This is a genomic window from Sphingobacterium faecium (genome assembly GCF_003054045.1).
Taxonomy (GTDB): Bacteria; Bacteroidota; Bacteroidia; order Sphingobacteriales; family Sphingobacteriaceae; genus Sphingobacterium; species Sphingobacterium faecium.
The window spans coordinates 714,673-734,650 of the sequence record NZ_QBKH01000001.1 but is presented as its reverse complement, the minus strand read 5'-3'; the positions used below and the strand labels follow the sequence as shown (position 1 = coordinate 734,650).

General features: G+C 37.0%; 15 protein-coding genes. 3 read left to right on the top strand and 12 right to left on the bottom strand.

All coding sequences use genetic code 11. The features are described 5' to 3' along the window. Positions 1–53 precede the first annotated feature (53 nt). The 4 genes from infB to C8N37_RS03155 form a co-directional block, all read right to left on the bottom strand. Complete coding sequence (infB, locus tag C8N37_RS03170; protein WP_108157510.1) at positions 54–3,239, bottom strand: translation initiation factor IF-2; 3,186 nt, start codon at positions 3,237–3,239, stop codon at positions 54–56. 106 nt (positions 3,240–3,345) lie between these two features. Continuing rightward, on the bottom strand, positions 3,346–4,584 hold the full coding sequence (nusA, locus tag C8N37_RS03165; protein ID WP_045754911.1) for a transcription termination factor NusA: 1,239 nt from the start codon (positions 4,582–4,584) through the stop codon (positions 3,346–3,348). Between the two features lie 2 nt (positions 4,585–4,586). Continuing rightward, positions 4,587–5,054, bottom strand: coding sequence for a ribosome assembly cofactor RimP (rimP, locus tag C8N37_RS03160; protein ID WP_108157509.1), 468 nt, complete (start codon positions 5,052–5,054; stop codon positions 4,587–4,589). 147 nt (positions 5,055–5,201) lie between these two features. After that, positions 5,202–5,975, bottom strand: coding sequence for an XRE family transcriptional regulator (locus C8N37_RS03155; RefSeq protein WP_108157508.1), 774 nt, complete (start codon positions 5,973–5,975; stop codon positions 5,202–5,204). Positions 5,976–6,075: 100 nt separating this feature from the next. Between C8N37_RS03155 and C8N37_RS03150 the strand changes: the two genes are divergently transcribed. Beyond that, entirely contained in the window at positions 6,076–6,399 is a 324-nt protein-coding gene (locus C8N37_RS03150) for a GIY-YIG nuclease family protein (RefSeq protein ID WP_108157507.1), read from the top strand. Positions 6,400–6,432: 33 nt separating this feature from the next. On the opposite strand, the gene C8N37_RS03145 is transcribed toward C8N37_RS03150, so the two are convergent. Further along, positions 6,433–8,850: a penicillin-binding protein 1A gene (locus C8N37_RS03145; protein ID WP_108157506.1), complete on the bottom strand. Its 2,418-nt coding sequence runs from the start codon at positions 8,848–8,850 to the stop codon at positions 6,433–6,435. A 230-nt stretch (positions 8,851–9,080) separates the two neighbouring features. On the opposite strand from C8N37_RS03145, the gene rpoN reads away from it, so the two are divergent. Together rpoN and C8N37_RS03130 are read left to right on the top strand one after the other, a co-directional pair. Beyond that, complete coding sequence (gene rpoN / locus C8N37_RS03135; protein WP_094771657.1) at positions 9,081–10,547, top strand: RNA polymerase factor sigma-54; 1,467 nt, start codon at positions 9,081–9,083, stop codon at positions 10,545–10,547. A gap of 371 nt (positions 10,548–10,918) precedes the next feature. Continuing rightward, positions 10,919–12,112, top strand: a complete 1,194-nt coding sequence (locus C8N37_RS03130) for a porin (RefSeq protein ID WP_108157504.1) — start codon at positions 10,919–10,921, stop codon at positions 12,110–12,112. An 80-nt stretch (positions 12,113–12,192) separates the two neighbouring features. Here the strand turns inward: C8N37_RS03130 and C8N37_RS03125 are convergent, their stop codons facing one another. The 7 genes from C8N37_RS03125 to icd form a co-directional block, all read right to left on the bottom strand. Then, positions 12,193–13,413, bottom strand: coding sequence for a tetratricopeptide repeat protein (locus C8N37_RS03125; protein ID WP_108157503.1), 1,221 nt, complete (start codon positions 13,411–13,413; stop codon positions 12,193–12,195). Between the two features lie 133 nt (positions 13,414–13,546). Beyond that, complete coding sequence (gene lysA / locus C8N37_RS03120) at positions 13,547–14,710, bottom strand: diaminopimelate decarboxylase (RefSeq protein ID WP_108157502.1); 1,164 nt, start codon at positions 14,708–14,710, stop codon at positions 13,547–13,549. Between the two features lie 14 nt (positions 14,711–14,724). Further along, the gene (locus tag C8N37_RS03115) at positions 14,725–16,038 is read right to left on the bottom strand and encodes an aspartate kinase (protein ID WP_108157501.1); all 1,314 of its coding nucleotides are present in this window, start codon (positions 16,036–16,038) and stop codon (positions 14,725–14,727) included. 119 nt (positions 16,039–16,157) lie between these two features. Further along, the gene (locus tag C8N37_RS03110; protein ID WP_108157500.1) at positions 16,158–17,105 is read right to left on the bottom strand and encodes a D-2-hydroxyacid dehydrogenase; all 948 of its coding nucleotides are present in this window, start codon (positions 17,103–17,105) and stop codon (positions 16,158–16,160) included. A gap of 8 nt (positions 17,106–17,113) precedes the next feature. Next, a complete protein-coding gene (serC, locus tag C8N37_RS03105) occupies positions 17,114–18,187 on the bottom strand; it encodes a 3-phosphoserine/phosphohydroxythreonine transaminase (protein ID WP_108157499.1) in 1,074 nt (357 codons plus the stop codon). Between the two features lie 203 nt (positions 18,188–18,390). Beyond that, entirely contained in the window at positions 18,391–18,648 is a 258-nt protein-coding gene (locus C8N37_RS03100) for a hypothetical protein (protein WP_108157498.1), read from the bottom strand. Between the two features lie 65 nt (positions 18,649–18,713). Continuing rightward, complete coding sequence (gene icd, locus C8N37_RS03095; RefSeq protein ID WP_108157497.1) at positions 18,714–19,976, bottom strand: NADP-dependent isocitrate dehydrogenase; 1,263 nt, start codon at positions 19,974–19,976, stop codon at positions 18,714–18,716. Positions 19,977–19,978: the final 2 nt, after the last annotated feature.

Here is a 19,978-nt window from a genome sequence, read left to right as displayed (position 1 = left end):
AAAGACTAAATTGAATTCATAATATAGCCTATTTATATAACGTAAATGGGATATTACAATTTACGTTTTACTTCAACTTGTTCGTAAGCTTCTACAATATCTCCTTCTTGGATATCGTTGTATCCTTGAATATTCAAACCACACTCATAACCAAATGACACTTCTTTCACATCGTCTTTGAAACGTTTCAATGAAGCTAATTTGCCTGTGAAAACAACAACTCCATCACGTACGATACGAATATCATTATTGCGGTTAATCTTACCATCCAATACCATACAACCTGCAATAGTACCAACTTTAGAGATTTTAAATGTTTCGCGGATTTCAACGTTAGCAACGATTTTCTCTTCAAATTTCGGAGCCAACATACCTTCCATTGCTGATTTAAGTTCAGCAATAGCATCATAGATGATCGAATAAAGACGAATATCGATTTGCTCTTGCTCAGCCAATTTACGTGCACCTATAGATGGACGAACTTGGAATCCAATGATAATCGCATCAGAAGCAGAAGCTAACAATACATCTGACTCAGAGATTGCACCCACAGATTTGTGGATTACATTTACCTGAATCTCTTGTGTTGATAATTTCAATAATGAATCTGATAAGGCCTCGATCGAACCATCCACGTCACCTTTTACGATTACGTTCAATTCTTTAAAGTTACCGATTGCCAAACGACGACCAATCTCATCCAAAGTAATATGTTTCGTAGCACGCATACCTTGCTCACGTTGCAATTGAAGACGTTTATTCGCCACATTACGTGCTTCAGATTCGCTTTCCATTGTGTAAAACTTATCACCTGCAGTAGGTGCTCCTGCCATACCCAATATCTGAACCGGCACAGAAGGACCAGCTTCTTTAACACGTTCTCCACGTTCATTGGTCAAAGCTTTTACTTTACCACTATGAGAACCTGCTAAAATTGGATCTCCTACACGTAACGTACCTCCTAAGATCAATACAGTTGTAACAATACCTCTACCTTTATCTAAAGCAGCTTCAATAACAGAACCTACAGCACGCTTATTAGGATCGGCTTTAAGGTCTAACATTTCTGCTTCTAATAATACTTTTTCTAATAAAAGATCAACATTTAATCCAGTTTTTGCTGAGATCTCTTGCGCTTGGTATTTACCTCCCCAATCTTCTACTAATATATTCATTTGAGACAACTGCTCTTTAATACGATCTGTATTAGCACCAGGCTTGTCTATTTTTGTAAATGCAAATACAATCGGCACACCAGCAGCTTGTGCGTGGTTGATCGCCTCTTTTGTTTGTGGCATCACAGCATCATCCGCTGCAATAACAATAATAACAATATCTGTTACTTTAGCACCACGGGCACGCATCGCGGTAAAAGCTTCGTGACCTGGGGTATCTAAGAATGTGATCTTACGTCCACCATCTAGTTGTACCGCATAAGCACCAATATGTTGGGTGATACCACCGGCCTCACCACCTGTTACGTTTGCTTTACGCACATAATCTAACAAAGATGTTTTACCATGATCGACGTGACCCATTACAGTAACAATTGGAGCACGAGAAACTAATGAATCTTCGTTGTCTAATTGTTCAAGATCTGCGATCTCTTCATCTTCAGGTTTAATAAACTCGATTTGATAACCAAACTCATCTGCAACAATTGTTAAAGTTTCTGCATCTAGACGCTGATTAATCGACACGAACATACCCAAACTCATACAAGTTGCGATAATTTGTGTAACAGCCACATCCATTAAGTTTGCAAGTTCGTTTGCAGTTACAAATTCCGTAACACGCAACACTTTTGCTTGCATTTCTCTTTCTAATGCTTCCTCTTCTGCATTACTAGCTACATCGTCACGTTTTTGACGTCTCAATTTAGCACGTTGTGCGAATTTACCTGATTTACCAGCACCACTTAAGCGTGCTAATGTCGCCTTGATTTGATCTTGGATTTCCTTTTCTGTAGGTTCCTCTTTCGGCTCATTAGGTCCTTTACCTCTATTATTATTAAAAGGAGGACGACTTTTGTTAGCACCTGGACCTCCTGGTCGGTTATGTTGTCCACCTGGACCACCACCTGGACGGTTTTGATTTACACCTGGACCACCACCTGGGCGATTTTGATTATTTCCCGCAGGATGATTCCCTCCAGTACGATTAGGATGAGTACCACCACCTTGGTTAGGTCCACCTGTACGATTAGGATGAGTACCACCACCTTGAGGTGCAGTTCCCGTATTATTTGTACGCTTACGCTTACGTTTCTGATCATTACCAGTAGCACTTGAAGAAGATGCTACAGGTTTATCTCTATGAGAAGGTCTTGCCGTAGGCAATTCAATCTTACCAATTACTTTTGGACCTGTTAATCGTTCTGCTTTAGCACTAATAACTTCATCAGCAGGATTAACTTTTTTCTCTTCCTTTACAGGAGTTTCAACCGGTGCTTTTACAGCAGGTTTTTCATTTTTTGGCTTTTCTTCTACCACTTTCTTCTCTTGAACTTTTGGAGCTTCAGTTTTAACTTCAACTTTTTGAGGTGCAGCAATGACAACCTTCGGTGCTTCCTTCGCTTTCTCTTCTGCATTTGTTGCTTCCACTGCCGGAGCTTTTGACGCTTCCACTTTCGGAACCTCTACTTTAGGCTCTGCTATTACATTAGGTTTTGGAGCAGCAGGAGTTGCTTCTTTAACCACCTCTGGCTTCTTCTCCACTTCCTTTGGAGTTTCAGCTTTCACTTCTGGAGTTTCTTCTTTTTTAGGTTTAGATCCTCTTTTCAAAGCATCTAAATCTATCTTACCCACGACTTTCATCCCTCCAGTATGCGTATTTGACGAACTTTCTTTTGCTTCAGATTCAGTTACTTTATCAGTAGGTGTCTCATTCTTAACAGCATCAGATCCTTCTCTTGTATTAACTGCAACGTTCTTAATCAAAATTTCTTTTGAAACTGCAGTTTCTTCATAATCGTCATTTTTAGATGATTCTTTAGGAGAAGCGACTGGCGACTCATCACGACGAATTTTGCCAATAACAATTTGTTTAGCTTCATCTTTCACGATTTTGTCACCTTGAAACTCTTTCAACAGCACATTGTACATCTCTCCGGATAGTTTAGTATTAGGCTTGGCGTCGACGTCATATCCTTTTTTCACTAAACAATCTACGGCAGTAGATATGCCAATATTGAGTTCCTTTGCTGCTTTAAGCAGGTTTGTACCTTTTCCTTCAGTCATCTATTATTTTAACTAATTAAATATTTAATACAAAAATATGTTTTTTTTACATCTCTATAACAATTAAATTCGAAATAGAGATGAAAATAAATTATGTGGCTTCATTTTATTCGAATTCAGCCTGTAAAATACGTAAAATCTCTTTTACCGTATCTTCTTCCAAATCAGTACGTCTGGATAATTCTTCTTCTGTCAGTGCCAATACTGAACGTGCTGAATCTAAACCTACACGTTTCAACTGGTCAATCACCCAGCTTTCAATCTCATCGCTGAATTCTTCGATATCCACATCTTCATCAAATTCATCATTTTCACGATATACATCGATCTCATAACCGGTCAATTTACCAGCCAATTTGATATTGTGTCCACCACGACCAATTGCTAAAGATACCTGATCAGATTTTAAATAAACAGCTGCAGTTTTATTCTCCTCATCAATTTTGATGGAGCTAATACGAGCAGGGCTTAATGCACGAGTGATATAAAGCGAGTGATTGGTCGTGAAGTTGATTACATCAATATTCTCATTACGCAACTCACGTACGATTCCATGGATACGAGATCCTTTCATACCAACACAAGCACCAACTGGATCAATACGATCATCATAAGATTCAACAGCGACTTTGGCACGCTCTCCTGGTTCCCGAACGATTTTCTTAATCGTGATCAAGCCATCGAAAATTTCAGGAACTTCCAACTCAAATAAACGCTGTAAAAATTCTGGAGCAGTACGAGAAATAAGAATCTTAGGATTGTTATTCATCATATCTACTTTATAAACTACTGCGCGAATGCTATCACCTTTTTTGAAATAATCCGCAGGAATCTGTTCGGTTTTTGGTAAAATCAATTCATTACCATCATCATCCAAAACAAGTAATTCCTTTTTCCAGATTTGATAAACTTCACCAATAACCAATTCACCTTCGCGGTCTTTATATTTTTTGAAAACTTCGTCTTTCTCTAATTCCAATACTTTTGAAACCAAAGTTTGACGTGCTGCCAAAATAGCACGACGACCAAAGCTCTCTAATGTAATTTGCTCAATATAGTCATCACCTACTTCCAAATCAACATCAAATTTCTTCGCTTCTGTTAATTCAATTTCTAAATCATCATCTTCCGAAAATTCATCTTCAACAACAACGCGAGTTCTCCAGATCTCTAAATCCCCATTATCTGGGTTGACAATAACATCACAATTCTCATCTGTGCCGAAACGTCTACGGATCATACTACGGAAAACTTCCTCTAATACAGAAATAACCGTAGGTCGGTCAATGTTTTTAAACTCTTTAAACTCTTGGAAAGAGTCAATCAAATTGATATTGCTGCTCATTTTTATTTAAATGAAATTAACACCTTAGTTGCTTTTATTTGTTCCAAAGGAATAATACGAGCAGCCTGCTGCGCTTTTTTTCCTTTTTCTTTTATTGTTTCTTCAATTGTTATCTTCGTCTCTTCAACTTCAAGTAAAATACCTTCAGTTTTAGTTCCATCATTCAACTTCACTTGCACATTGCGTCCAATATTTTTTTCATACTGTCTTTGATGAACAAAATTAGTATCTATACCCGGAGATGAAACTTCAAGACGGTAAGCTTTTTCTACTGCTCCCTCTTCCTCCAGCTGGAATCCAACAAATTTGCTAACCTGTACACAGTCATCGATACTAATCCCTTGATCACCGTCCAGCAAAACTTCCAAGACACTGTTTGGATGAAATTTAACACTTACAATAAACAAATCATCGCGATCTGCTATTTTTTCTTGAACGAGTTCGATAACTCTTTTCTCTATATTTTGCATATTCTGTCGAAATCGAATAAAAATACTGAAATCAATGAATTAAAAAAGGGGGCATACGTTGCCCCCTTCCTCTCAGATAGGACAAAGGTAACTATTTTTTTCAAACAATCAAAATTCGAATCAAAAAAGTTTACCAATAATCTACATTTAACCTTTATCAACGACCGAATTTATTGTTTTTTGCATTTCAGCCATCATGCTTGTTAGCGTTTCCATCGTCGGCTCATTATTTGGCTCTGGTAAGGCAGTACTGATAAATGCTTTTGCTCGCCAAACTTCCATAATATCACCTGCCTCAACCCAATAAGGATCGTAACTTTTGTTATCCGAAACCAGCTTCAATCCTTTATCTTCCTTAAATTTATAAGCAATTCGCTTATAAACAACCCCCTCATCCTTTGAAACAATCACATAAGTTTGTCCTGGTTTAATATCATTCCAGTTTTCAACATATTCTGCCACAATAATAGAGCCACTCGCGAGAGGACGCATCGAATCTCCTTTAATCTCGAAAGCACGATAAGTCCCCTGATTGAACATGGGTAACGAAAACTTAGGCAAAGTTGCTACATACTCGGGATCAGCATAACCATTCATATAACCAGCACTCGCCTTAACGGGAACAAGTTCTATATTTTCACGATCATGCCCATCTACTGTTACACTCAATACACGCAAATTAGAAGCGTTACTCTTCGGTGCTCGCTTCCACTTATCATTAATCTCATCATTAGCAAGCTCATCCATCGATAGATCATAAAACTCTGCTATTTTTTTTAGTAACTCATATTTTGGTTCAGCCCGATCTTCTTCATACGCCCCTACTGAAGCACGCTTTATATCCAATAAATCGGCAAACTGCTGTTGTGTAAGTCTTTTCGTTTTTCTTAAAAACTTAAGATTGGAAGCTATGTTTGGCATATTTTTTAAAATTTAATTTTTAATATCTAAAAATATTAGTAATATTGTGCCAATAAAATTAGTAAAAATTATACAAATAACCAAATTTATTAGCTCAAACATGAAATCATACACTTTATACATCATTACTGACAGCAATAGACACTTCCTAAATGTCGACATCACATCAGATTTTACTCTAACAGCAAACGAAATAAGAAGCAGTAGTAATATCTTCTTTCCTAACGGACCGCACTTAACACGTATCGTTTATATGGAAAAATTTGAATCTAAAGAAAAGGCAGAGAAAAGATTACTTGAACTGCGTCATTTTACCTTTATGCAAAAAGAAAAACTGATCCGAAAACAAAATGCGAATTGGAAAAATCTGTGTCCGTTCCAGATTCATACAGCACAAAAAAAACCGGTTGCTTATACTTCATAAACAACCGGTTTTAAAAACTATTATTTCTTTATTTTACTCATCATCGCCGATCGAATCACGTGGTTTTGTTGCGACAGCATCTCTTTCGCTAGACAAGACATCAATTTGGTCTCCCTGCCCAGGTGTTGACAATCCCTCTTCTTGAGTCGCTCCCTCATTACCACTATTTTCTAATTCCTCCAAAGGCAATTCATCTTCTATTGCTGTAGAATCTGATAACACTTCTTCGCGAGGAGGACGGGGTGTCTCACAATTGTATTTCTTAGTGATTTCGACTGTTGGTGCTGGAAATTTACCCTGAGTATAACCCAAGGCTTTATCTTTATATATAGCTTCCATGAACAAACCAAAGATAGGTAAAGCTGTTTTAGAACCCTCTCCAGTTTGCGAGTTTTTAAAGTGAATATTACGATCATCACAGCCTACCCATACTGCTGTTACCAAATCCTTCGTGACACCCATATACCATCCGTCCACATATTCGGATGAAGTTCCGGTTTTACCGCCTATCTCATTTTCTTTATTAAACAAGTCATATTCCCACAATGCTTGTGAAGTACCTCCTGGCTCTTCCATGCCTCCACGCAACATATAAGTCATCAACCAAGCATCCTGTTTATCGATAACTTGCTTACGTTCTGGCTTAAAAGTGGCAATAACATTACCTTCATAATCTTCAATACGCGAAACTAAAATCGGAGTTACACGCTCACCATGATTCATCATAGTTGAATACCCATTGGCCATCTCGAAAACTGAAACATCATTCGGTCCTAAGCCAATCGAAGCGACAGGACTCAACTTACTTTCTATTCCGGCACGATGAGCTGCTTCTACTATGTTATCCGCCCCAACTTTCTCCGTTAACTGCACGGTGATCGAATTTACCGAACGCGCCATTGCCCAACGCAATGACATATCTCGGTAACTAAAATTCCAATCTGCATTTTTAGGTTCCCAAACTTCAATAGAATCGCCTTTATCAATTTTAATCGTGACTGGTTTATCTTGCATTTGATCACAGGGCGTCATACCTGATTCTAAAGCAGCTAGATATACAAATGGCTTAAATGTAGATCCTGCTTGTCTTTTTGACTGATTCACATGGTCATACTTAAAATATTGATGATCAATACCTCCAACCCAAACTTTGATTTCACCCGAATATGGATCCATACTCATCACACCCGTATTCAACATAGTGACATAATATTTTATCGAATCCACTGTAGACATTTGAACCTTCTCACGCAAGCGTTCACCTTTCCATGAAAAAACTTCCATTTCTTTTTTTCGATTCAAATAGTAATCTATACTATCTGTACGGTTATCGTATTTTTTAGCTAAAAATTTATAATAATCAGTTTTTTTAACCAAATTATCAATAAATCCAGGAATTACCTTGCCCGACAGGTCTCTCCAGGGTTCTTCACTGCCCCATGCGTTTTTCAATCTTCTTTGCAATACTTGCATCTGTTTAGCCACAGCCTCCTCGGCATGCTTTTGCATTTTTGAATTGATGGTGGTATAAATTTTTAAACCATCTTTATAAATATCTCGATCATTCTCTTCTGCCCACTTCTCTAACCAACGTTCTACAGCTGCACGCAAATACGAATCTTCTCCTGCATGTACATCCTTATTATCGGCATGCAATACCAATGGTTCTTTTGACAATTTATCTACCTGTGATTGATCAATATAATCAGCTTTTGCCATTTGAGCCAATACAACATTTCTACGTTCACGCGACTTTTCTAAATTACGCATTGGATTATAGATCGTAGTTCCTTTCAACATTCCCACCAATACTGCGGATTCATTAATACTCAGATCACTTGCATTTTTACTAAAATAACGACGAGCAGCAGTTTGGATACCATAAGAATTATTACTAAACGAGACTGTGTTCAAATACATTGTAATGATCTCATTCTTTTCATAACGGGACTCCAATTTATAAGCTGTCATCCATTCTTTGAATTTGGTCACGATCAAACCTACACCTGGTATTTTTGCTAGCAAACCACCAGATTTATTATATCGAGTACGATACAGATTTTTTGCAAGTTGTTGTGTAATGGTACTTGCTCCCCTTTTATCACCAGTCAAGGTCGAAATAATACCCGATCCTAAACCCCAAAAATCAACCCCACTATGTTTATAAAAACGGACATCCTCCGTAGCAACCAAAGCATTTATGACATGCTTAGATATACTATCAAAAGCAACGGGATTACGGTCTTCATCAAAATAGCGACCTATCAATACACTATCTGCCGTATACAATTCTGTTGAGATATTGACACTTGGCATCGTAATATCCTTTTTTGTAGGCGAGTAGCCAAAAAGCCCTAAAAAGTTAAGCTGTATAGCACAAACCAGGACGATTAAAAAATATATAGCGATCGCTATATAGCGTAAAAATTTATTCTTAATACGTTTGAACATACGGTAAAGGTCTAAAAATGTTTTGTGAAAACAAGCAAAAAAAATAAGCTTTTACATGCTCTAAAGAAGAATTAACGAAATTTAACATTTCGTTATTCCAAATCTGATAACTAGGATTATAAGAATCCATATTGCTACAATAACTATACCTAAATATGTTATCTATGTATTTTTGTTTCATTAATAGATATAATTTATTTAAATTTATCTTCGAATTAGTCATACAAAACATGTTAAAGCAAACCTTACAACAAAAGTTATTACAAAAACTATCTCCACAACAGATTCAGTTTATTAAACTTTTACAGGTTCCTACGGTATCCCTGGATGCACGCATTAAAGAAGAATTAGAAGAAAATCCAGCTCTTGAAGACGGCAGCTTAGCAAATATGGCTGAACCAAATGAGGAATACCCGGATCGTGATCCTGATGATACTTTCGATAGTGAAGAAAGCTATGACAGCGATGAGTTTAATGTAGATGAATACATTCAGGAAGATGATTATACCGATTATTCCAATAATTATAATTACTCCGATGAAGATGATGATAAAAAAGAAATTCCTATTGCTGTGCAAGATTCATTTTTCGAAAAATTGCAGCAACAATTGGATTTATTAGCTTTAGATGACCGTGATTTTCTAATTGGACAACAAATTATTGGAAGTCTAGACGATGATGGTTACCTGCGTAGACCTATATTAAGCCTTATCGATGATCTAGCATTCTCACAGAATGTTATAGCATCAGAAAGTGAAGTATTGGAGATGCTTAAAGTGATTCAAGATTTTGAACCTGCTGGTATCGGTGCACGTGATCTGCAAGAATGTCTACTCATCCAGCTACAAAAGAAAGATCAGAATAACCCTACGGTTATTCAAGCGACCAAAGTTGTTAAAAATTATCTTGAAGAATTTACAAAGAAACATTACGATAAACTGGAGAAATCATTAGGATTAACCTCTGAAGATCTTAAGAATATCGTTAATGAAATACTCAAACTAAATCCTAAACCAGGAGATTCGGGCGCTGTTGCCGGCAAACAACTGCATGTTATACCTGATTTTCATATCAGTAATAATGATGGTGTACTTCATCTTACCCTAAATGGCCGTAATGCTCCAGAACTTCGTGTAAGCCGTTCCTACCAAAGTATGTTCGAACACTACGAAAAGTCCAATCAAAAGGATAAAAAGATGAAGGAAGCTGTACAGTTTGTTAAACAAAAACTGGATTCTGCTAAATGGTTTATTGATGCTATCAAACAAAGGCAACAAACCTTATTGAAAACCATGAATGCCATCATGGAATACCAATACGATTACTTCTTAACAGGAGATGACGTCAAACTTAAACCCATGATCTTGAAAGACATTGCTGATCGTATCGGCATGGATATTTCAACAGTTTCCCGTGTAGCAAATTCCAAGTATGTACAGACCGAATTTGGAACTTTCCTTCTCAAATCATTTTTCTCTGAGGCGATCCAAACCGAATCCGGTGAAGAAGTTTCCAATAAGGAAGTAAAAAAAATCCTAGAAGAATGTATTGCAAATGAAGATAAACGTAAACCTCTAGCTGACGAGAAATTAACAGAAATTCTGAAAGATAAAGGTTATAATATTGCTAGACGTACTGTAGCGAAATATCGTGAAGCACTCAATATACCTGTCGCCCGTCTACGTAAAGAATTATAAAAACTGAAAAGCTACCAACTGGTGGCTTTTTATTGTTTAGATTATTATCTTTGTTCTTAACAATCAAAAAGAAGCAGATACAAAATGTGAATTGACTTCGCATATTTCAATTTGAAAAAAGTAGTAGAAAAGGATCTACTAAAAAAAAACGATCGCACAAATAACTCATATTTTTAACCAATAACAAGTATTTAGCTACCATATTCTAAATTCTAAAATGATGTATTGAAAAAATTATCTCCAACATGACTCCAATAGAGATCTTTGCATTTCAGCATATGGAACTTTATTGATATTTCTATATACCTCAGTGAAATCATCATTAATTACAATAAAAAACAACCCTTACTATAATTTTTTTTAAAAGACGAATGAGAGCAACAAAAATTGTTACCCTTACAGCCTTACTTGCGATCTTAACCTGTGCAGCAGAAGGGCAAGAACGAGATGATAGAGCTACTATCTTAAATTTCAAAGGAATTCAATTCCATAGCAAAGATTCCCTTTTCTACACAAACTTCAGGTTTAGAATGCAAAACCGCGCAGGCTTCACCGAAAAACTAGACGGAGAAAAAAATGGAGAGTGGGATGCACGTGTTCGTAGACTTAGGATGCGTGTCGACGGTTATATCTACACACCTAAGATTAGCTACTCGTTGCAATTGGCCTTTACTAGAAGTGATCAAGATTTTGATGAAACTGGTATTCCCAATATTGTCCGTGACGCGGTTGTATTCTACAACTTTACAGATGATTTCTACATCAGTTTTGGGCAAAATAAATTACCAGGAAACAGGCAACGTGTCAATTCTTCTGGGCAACTCCAGTTTGCAGATCGTTCCTTAGTAAACACCAGATTTACATTAGATCGCGATTTCGGTATGAGTGCCAATCTCAGCAAAAAAATTGGCGAAGTACCTATTAATGCTAAAGTAGCAATCTCTACGGGTGAAGGTAGAGCAGCAAGTGGTACAGATAGTGGATTGTCTTACACAGGAAGGGTTGAATTTTTACCTTTTGGCAATTTTGAAAACGGAGGAGACTATTCAGAAGGAGATTTAGAAAGGGAGGAAACACCTAAGTTATCAATTGGAGGAGGATATAGTTTCAACGATAGAACGACAAGAATAGGTGGTCAAACCGGTAAATATGTTGAAAACCCTTTCACTTTAAAAACAAGCTTTGTGGATGCGATCTTCAAATATCAAGGATTTGCTTATCAAGTTGAGTATATGCGTCGCGATGTCGACAATCCAATGAATATTGATTTACAAGGCAACACAGCCTATGCATATAAAGGATTCGGGATCAACCAACAGATGTCCTATCTAATGAATCATGGATATGAAGTTGTCAGTCGCTATACTTTTGTTCAGCCACACAGAGATATTCAAGCTTATGAAAAGCAGACAGAGATTATAGAAGCTGGCATAAATAAATATATAAAAGCACATCGCCTAAAATTTAATCTAAGTGGTAATTACACCTTTAAAGAGGGGCAATTTGACAATGCTAATGAAAAAAATTCATGGGGATTTCTATTTCAGGTTGAGTTAGGAATATAACCATCAATATGCTTCGCATTAAATAAAAATCCCCTAAAACGTATCTAGCTTTAGGGGATTTTTCATAAAATAAGATGAATCTATTCTTCATCCAGTTCTTCAAACTTTTGTAAATCTGCCTCAGCTCCGATTCTGTCACCTAATGATTCTTTAATCGCTGCACGGTATTGGTAAAGATCCGAATAGTATGGATTGAGATCAATAGCCCGATTATAATCTAATAAAGCCTCCTCCTGCTTACCCAGGCGTTCAAATACGTCTGCACGAAGTACATATGGATAGAAATCATCTTTCATCAGAGCGATCAATTTAGAATAATCAACGATTGCATCTTCGTCTTTTCCCAATCTTTCAAATAGCGAAGCTCGCTCCTCGTAGATCGCTGATTGATCTGGATTTATAGACTCGGCTTTCTCATAATCTCCTAACGCCTCCTTATCCTTCCCTAGGCATTCATGCAATTTTGCACGTAAAATATAGGCTGACACACAAGACTTATCAATTATTAATGCTTGATTACAATCTTTTAAGGCCAATATGTATAAGGTCAACTTGCTGTAAATAGCTGCACGGTAAACATACCATTCCGCAGGATCAGATGACAAGGTTAACCCTTGTGAATACAAATCAATAGCTTGTTGATAATCATAAATATGAACATATTCCAAAGCAAGCTTCGCTAAATTTTCAATATTATTTGGAGTTTGTCTGCAACATCTTTCGAGCTCTTGGATGTCTAATTGTTCCGCTTTGAGTGCCTCCAAATAAGGAAGATGCTCATGCCATTCTAATAAGCTATGATAATTAAAGTCGAGGCGCTTTGCCACCTGATAATCATAAAAAGCACCTTCATCATCATCTAAATTACGATTCAGTATACAACGGCATGCATAAAAATAAGGTTCTTTTGGAAAATCTACGATAGCATTCGTGCAAACTTCAACAACTTTTTCAGGTTCATCTTGTAAAAAAAAGTGTAATGCTAGATAACTATAACCTAGCGCAGTTACTTGTACCCCTTGAGCTTGTTGTAAATAATTTGCAGCATCTATTGAACCAGATTGTATTGCTGTCAATCCCTTCAATAAAAGTATTGCAGTAGCTTCCGCATTTACAACATCTAATTCAGCTAAAATCCCTTGATATTCGGCAGTGACCTCAGGTTTAAAATCAAGCAATTCTTGGATTGGTAAATAAGCATACTTCGCTAATAAAGCGGTTGTATTATCCATTAAATCAAAATCTGAGTCAATCTGTTGGTGTCCAAACAATTTCTTTAGTATATCTTGAATCTGTTGCATTTACAAATGTACAAGGATATACAGCAAAACAGAAATATATTTCACCCCTTTACTGAATTGATAAGCGTATAATTTCTTATAAAATAAAAAGGCTTAAACTTTTGTTTAAGCCTTTTTATTTTATAAGGATAGTTTATGCTAATTCGTCACTATAGACATAACGGATCTCTTCTCTAAGGTTGTAACGCGAAGACATAACTTCACCATACGCACCAGCAGTACGTATCGCAATCAAATCTCCTCTTTTTGACACGGGCAAAGTCACCTCTTTTCCAAAGCAATCTGAGCTTTCACAGATCGGTCCTACAACATCATAGTTGATAAATTCCGTGGATGCAGCATCATCCAATTTTTCGATTTTATGAAAAGCTTGGTATAATGCCGGACGCATTAATTCGGTCATGCCAGCATCCAAAATCAAGAAATTCTTCTTTACACCATTCTTCACATAAAGTACTTTACTAATTAAAGAACCACATTGTGCTACTAAAGCTCGACCTAGCTCAAAGTGAACTTCTTGTTGAGCTGTTCTTTCCAAAAACTTATCAAAAATATCAAAATAAGCCTCAAAATCAGGTATGGCATTGGTATCTGGATGATGATAATCTACTCCTAGCCCCCCCCCTACGTTCAATACTTTGATCGTTACACCACGCTCCTCAAACCAGTTCTTCCACTCATTTACCTTTACACACAAGCTCTTAAATACATTCATATCCGTTATTTGAGAACCAATATGAAAATGAAGTCCAATAAGCTCGATATTTTCACATTTCCGTATTACAGCAGCTGCTCTTTCTAATTCCGCATTTGTGACACCAAATTTATTTTCATCCAACCCTGTAGTGATGTAATGATGAGTATGGGCATCGACATTCGGATTGATTCGCAAAGCTACCTTCGCTTTACGCCCCTGTACTTCAGCTAACTCATTGATAACTTCTAACTCTTGAATAGACTCTACGTTGAAAGCAAAAATATCGTGCTCTAATGCTAAATTTATCTCTTTGTCAGACTTTCCTACTCCAGCAAAAGTGATCATCTTTGCGTTGAAACCTGCATCAATGGCTTGTTGCACCTCATTACCACTTACGCAATCGGCACCAAAGCCCTTGCTTTGGATCATTTCAAGCAATCTACTATTAAAATTTGATTTCAAAGCAAAATGTACATGAAATCCACGTTTACTGGATGCTTCATATGCTGCATCCAACGTATCTTCCAATACGTTCAGATCATAATAATAAAAAGGAGTTTCTTTTCCTATGAACTGATTTTCTATATTTTCGTTTTTCATTTAGGCTATTTCAATTAAAATAAACGGTTGTGTAACGAACGTAATGCCTCGACTTTATGATTTGTATCCAATAAAACAGAAACATTATAGTCAGAACCACCGTATGAAATCATACGAACAGGTAAGTGCTTTACAGCATCTAAAACACGCGCAGCATATCCATGCGTGTTCAAGTCAAAATCACCAACTACACATACGATCGTTTGATGCTCATCAACTGAAACTGTTCCAAAATCTTCGACTTCTTTGATGATATCCAGAAGATTTTTTGTATCATCAATAGTAACTGAAACAGCCACTTCAGAAGTTGTAATCATATCAATTGGCGTTTTATAGCGCTCAAATATCTCAAAAACACGACGTAAGAATCCGTATGCTAATAGCATACGAGAAGAATGAATATGAATGGCAGTGATACCATCTTTAGCAGCAATAGCACGGATACTTCCTTTTTGACCACCTTCTTTGCTGATAAGCGTGCCGGTTGCCTGTGGGTCCATCGTATTCAACAAACGCACTGGAACATTATACTTCTGAGCTGGGAAAACAGATTGTGGGTGCAAAATTTTAGCTCCAAAATAAGCTAGCTCTGCTGCCTCATCAAAACTCAAATGTGCTATTGGAGTAGTATTTTTAACAATACGCGGATCATTATTATGCATACCATCAATATCTGTCCAAATTTGGACCTCCTCAGCACCGATAGCCGCACCTATTAAAGAGGCAGTATAATCTGAACCGCCACGTCGTAAATTATCCACTTCACCAAAAGAATTGCGACAAATAAATCCCTGAGTAATGAATAACGTATTTTCTGGTGATTTAGCAAGCAAGGGTGTCAACCTTTCTGTAATAAAGTCTACAACAGGCTCATTGTCTTCATCAATCTTCATAAAATCTAATGCCGGCAATAAAATAGACGGAACATTGATTTCTGTCAAATGAAAATGAAATAAAGCGGTAGACATCAACTCTCCCTGCGCCAAGATGATTTTATCTTCGATAGGAGTAAAAATTTCATTGGCAAAGCTTTCAATGAAATTAAAATGAGAATCAATCAGGCTTTTACCATTTTTATATCCCGCTTCAGTTTTGAACAATTCCTTAATAAGGTCTTCGTACTTGTCTTTATGCTTCTTTATTAAATCCTTCGCCAAGTCCTTATCACCTGCAAGGTATGCTTGACCAATTTCTACTAAAGCATTTGTTGTCCCAGACACAGCTGACAACACCACAACTTGACGCTCAGAAGGATTTACGATATCTAACAACCCTTTGATGCGTTCTGCACTTCCGACAGATGTACCACCAAATTTTAAAATTTTCATACTGAATTACATTATATTTAAATTTTGCCGTGAATATAGGCAATTACTTAGTTTTTTTGCAAAAAAATGCGGCACAAATACATAAAGTTTTTGTGCCGCATCATTTATTATGCGGAAGATTACTTCTTAAGATTTTCGATAATCAACTGTGCTAATTCAACACCTATACGTTCTTGTGCTTCATTTGTAGCCGCTCCAATATGGGGCGTCAACGAAATTTTTGGATGTTTTAAAATCTCTACTCGCGGAGTAGGCTCATTGTCAAATACATCTAAACCAGCAAACGCCACTTTACCTGAATCTAACGCTTCAATCAAAGCAAGCTCATCAATCACACCACCTCGAGCAGCATTCACTAAACCGACCTGATCTTTTAATAACGCAAATTCAGCTTGACCAATTGCGGGTTTATCTAGGAAAGGAACATGCAGCGTAATAAAATCAGATGTTTTTAATAAATCTTCCATCGATACCTGATCTACAGGTAGCTCGACTTCAAATCCCTGTGTTAAAGACAAAGTTAAAGTTTTAGGACCATCGGCAAGATCGTAGTAAACGACGTCCATACCCATACCTAATCCAATTTTTGCAGTCTCACGACCAATACGACCGAAACCAACAACACCTAAAGTTTTACCTCTAAGTTCAGTTCCACCAGCATATGCTTTTTTCAAAGCACCAAATTTACTTTCGCCTGATATTGGCATCTGACGGTTCGAATCGTAAAGAAAACGTACGCCATTTAATAGATGAGCAAATACCAATTCCGCTACAGATAATGAAGAAGCTGCAGGAGTGTTTAATACGGCTATTCCTTTCGAGCGTGCGTATTCAACATCGATATTATCCATACCGACACCACCACGTCCAATCACTTTTAAATTTGGACAAACATCAATTAACGCTTGTCTTACTTTCGTTGCACTACGTACTGTAATAGCATCGTATACTTGTAATTTTTCCGCTAACTCTTCCTGCGGTATATGATTCGTATCTACTTCAAATCCGGCATTCTCCAAAAGTAGTTTACCTGCTGGATCGATACCATCATTTGCTAATATTCTCATGATATAAATTAGATTTTATTTTTCAATTCTTCAAACTCCTTCATCGCATCCACCAATGCATTGATACTACTGATCGTCAAAGCGTTGTAAATAGAAGCTCTAAAACCACCAACTGAACGATGCCCTTTGATACCGATCAACTCACGCTCTTTTGCCAAAGCCAAAAACTCTGCTTCTAATTCTGCAGAATCCATGATAAAGGTAACATTCATACGAGAACGATCTTCCAATGCAGCAGTTCCTTTGAAGAATGGATTGCGATCAATTTCATCGTACAAAGTACGTGCTTTGATGATATTTTCTTGCTCAATAACTGCGACACCACCCTTAGCTTTCAACCAACGTAAGTTAAGCAACGAGACGAAAATAGAAAATACAGGTGGAGTATTGTACATAGAATCTGCAGCTATATGAGCTGAATAATCTAATATTGATGGAATAACTCGACCCGTTTTACCTAAGATCTCATCTTTTACAACTACTAAAGTAGCACCTGCAGGTCCCATATTTTTCTGTGCGCCAGCATAAATCAAATCAAAATCAGAAACATTAATCTCACGGCTCAAAATATCCGAAGACATATCAACCACTATGGGTGCATTTGAAGCTGGTACATCAAATACTTCCGTACCATAAATTGTATTATTCGATGTATAATGAAAGTAAGACGCATCAGCAGGAACAGTAAACTGTTTTGGTATATAGGTGTAGTTTTTATCACTCGATGAAGCAACAACCTCTACAGCTCCGATCTTCTTAGCTTCTTTAATCGCTTTAGAAGCCCAAACTCCAGTATCCAAATAAGCCGCTTTACCACCTTCCGGCAACAAGTTCATCGCTACCATAGCAAATTGCAAACTCGCGCCTCCTTGTAAGAACAAAATGGAATATCCCTGCGGTACATTTAACAATTCGCGAACTAATTTAGTAGCTTCATCCAATACCGCTTCAAATTCTTTGGAACGATGCGAAATCTCTAAGATGGATAAACCTGTATTATTAAAATCAATTACAGCTTGTGAAGCTTCTTGAAAAACTTCCTTTGGCAGAATGCAAGGACCTGCTCCAAAATTATGTTTCATCGATATATAGTTTGTTTTTGTATAGCTTTTCTACGCTTCGATTAAGCAAACGTTTGCTTTCCGAAGATCAAAGGTACAAGATTTCTTATTTAAATTTCAATAAAAAATCAATATTAATGAAATTTAGAAAAAACTAATGCCTAAATGATAAAAAGATAACATAAAACTGCTTCAAATTTGTTAAAAATGATATTATGTCCAACCTATAATAAGATTACTTTCCAAGCTTGATCTACTTTATTTTTTTTTAATAAATCTTGGGCATAAAGTTGGAGATGTATTTGACGACTCGAATCATCACCAATAAAAGCATTGAGCAGATCAAAAATTTCCGGTTCATCGCGTATCGCGTCGATCTCATCATCATCAGGTAGCTGGTTTACTGTCAACAATTGTTGTATCTCTTCTGGTGTAAATACAGGGGAAACTTTTATAAAAGGGGGTAAATCTGAAAATTGCATATAAAAAAAATGACCTTTGAACAATAGTCAAAGGTCAAATTTATCTCTTGTATTTGAAACAATTTTTACAACTTTTCAATAATATGATCAGCAAACGAACTCGTTTTAACAAGCGTTGCATTTTCCATTAGACTGAAAAAATCTACGGTTACAGTTTTCTCCTTTATGGTTTTACTCAATGCTTTTACAATGATATCAGCAGCTTCCTGCCAACCCATATATTCCAACATCATCACACCACTTAAAATAACAGAGGAGGGGTTCATCGTATCCGTATTTGCAAAACGAGGAGCAGTTCCATGTGTTGCCTCAAAAACAGCATGACCTGTGTTATAATTGATATTCGCTCCAGGAGCTATACCGATACCGCCTACAATAGCCGCTAAAGCATCAGATATATAATCTCCATTCAGATTTAATGTGGCAATCACCGAGTAATCACTTGGATTCAATAAAATCTGCTGCAAGAAATTATCGGCAATTACATCTTTAATCAATAATTTACCTCCTGCCAAAGCTTCCTGCTGCTCGGCATTAGCAGCGGAATCTCCTTTTTCCTCTTTGGTACGCTCCCACTGCCCCCAAGTGTAGGTCTGATGTTCAAATTCTGTCTCAGCAAGCTCATAACCCCAATTCTTAAATGCTCCCTCTGTAAATTTCATAATATTACCTTTATGCACCAGAGTAACCGAAGGAAGTTTATGTTCGAGAGCGTGCTCAATAGCCGCACGGATCAATCGTTTAGATCCTAATTCAGAAACCAATTTAATTCCCACACCCGTACCCGTTGAAAAATTATAATCAACATGAAGTTCATCACGTAAGAAATCTTGAATTTTAGCTGCATCTGATGTACCAGCAGCAAATTCGATTCCAGCATAGATATCTTCTGTATTTTCACGAAATATGACCATATTGACATATTCTGGATGTTTCACTGGTGAAGGCACACCTTCATACCATTTAGTCGGTCGCTGACACACAAATAAATCAAGCTCTTTACGCAAAGCCACATTTAAAGAACGAATTCCTCCGCCAATAGGTGTTGTCAAAGGCCCCTTAATACCGATCAAATATTCTTTCAATACATCAATCGTTTCTTGTGGCAACCATTCTCCAGTCGTATCAAAAGCCTTTTGACCAGCCAATATCTCTTTCCATTCGATCTTTCTTTTACCACCATAAGCCACCTCGACAGCTCGATCGAATACGCGCACAGAAGCATGCCAAATATCGGGACCTATTCCATCACCAATAATAAAAGGAATAATCGGTTGATCGGGCACTTGCAACGATCCATTCAAAGACTTTGTTATTTTACTCGCCATAG

Coding starts and splice junctions, on each gene's coding strand:
- infB (WP_108157510.1), bottom strand. CDS start 3,239: ATGACTGAAGGAAAAGGTACAAACCTGCTTAAAGCAGCAAAGGAACTC.
- nusA (WP_045754911.1), bottom strand. CDS start 4,584: ATGAGCAGCAATATCAATTTGATTGACTCTTTCCAAGAGTTTAAAGAG.
- rimP (WP_108157509.1), bottom strand. CDS start 5,054: ATGCAAAATATAGAGAAAAGAGTTATCGAACTCGTTCAAGAAAAAATA.
- C8N37_RS03155 (WP_108157508.1), bottom strand. CDS start 5,975: ATGCCAAACATAGCTTCCAATCTTAAGTTTTTAAGAAAAACGAAAAGA.
- C8N37_RS03150 (WP_108157507.1), top strand. CDS start 6,076: ATGAAATCATACACTTTATACATCATTACTGACAGCAATAGACACTTC.
- C8N37_RS03145 (WP_108157506.1), bottom strand. CDS start 8,850: ATGTTCAAACGTATTAAGAATAAATTTTTACGCTATATAGCGATCGCT.
- rpoN (WP_094771657.1), top strand. CDS start 9,081: ATGTTAAAGCAAACCTTACAACAAAAGTTATTACAAAAACTATCTCCA.
- C8N37_RS03130 (WP_108157504.1), top strand. CDS start 10,919: ATGAGAGCAACAAAAATTGTTACCCTTACAGCCTTACTTGCGATCTTA.
- C8N37_RS03125 (WP_108157503.1), bottom strand. CDS start 13,413: ATGCAACAGATTCAAGATATACTAAAGAAATTGTTTGGACACCAACAG.
- lysA (WP_108157502.1), bottom strand. CDS start 14,710: ATGAAAAACGAAAATATAGAAAATCAGTTCATAGGAAAAGAAACTCCT.
- C8N37_RS03115 (WP_108157501.1), bottom strand. CDS start 16,038: ATGAAAATTTTAAAATTTGGTGGTACATCTGTCGGAAGTGCAGAACGC.
- C8N37_RS03110 (WP_108157500.1), bottom strand. CDS start 17,105: ATGAGAATATTAGCAAATGATGGTATCGATCCAGCAGGTAAACTACTT.
- serC (WP_108157499.1), bottom strand. CDS start 18,187: ATGAAACATAATTTTGGAGCAGGTCCTTGCATTCTGCCAAAGGAAGTT.
- C8N37_RS03100 (WP_108157498.1), bottom strand. CDS start 18,648: ATGCAATTTTCAGATTTACCCCCTTTTATAAAAGTTTCCCCTGTATTT.
- icd (WP_108157497.1), bottom strand. CDS start 19,976: ATGGCGAGTAAAATAACAAAGTCTTTGAATGGATCGTTGCAAGTGCCC.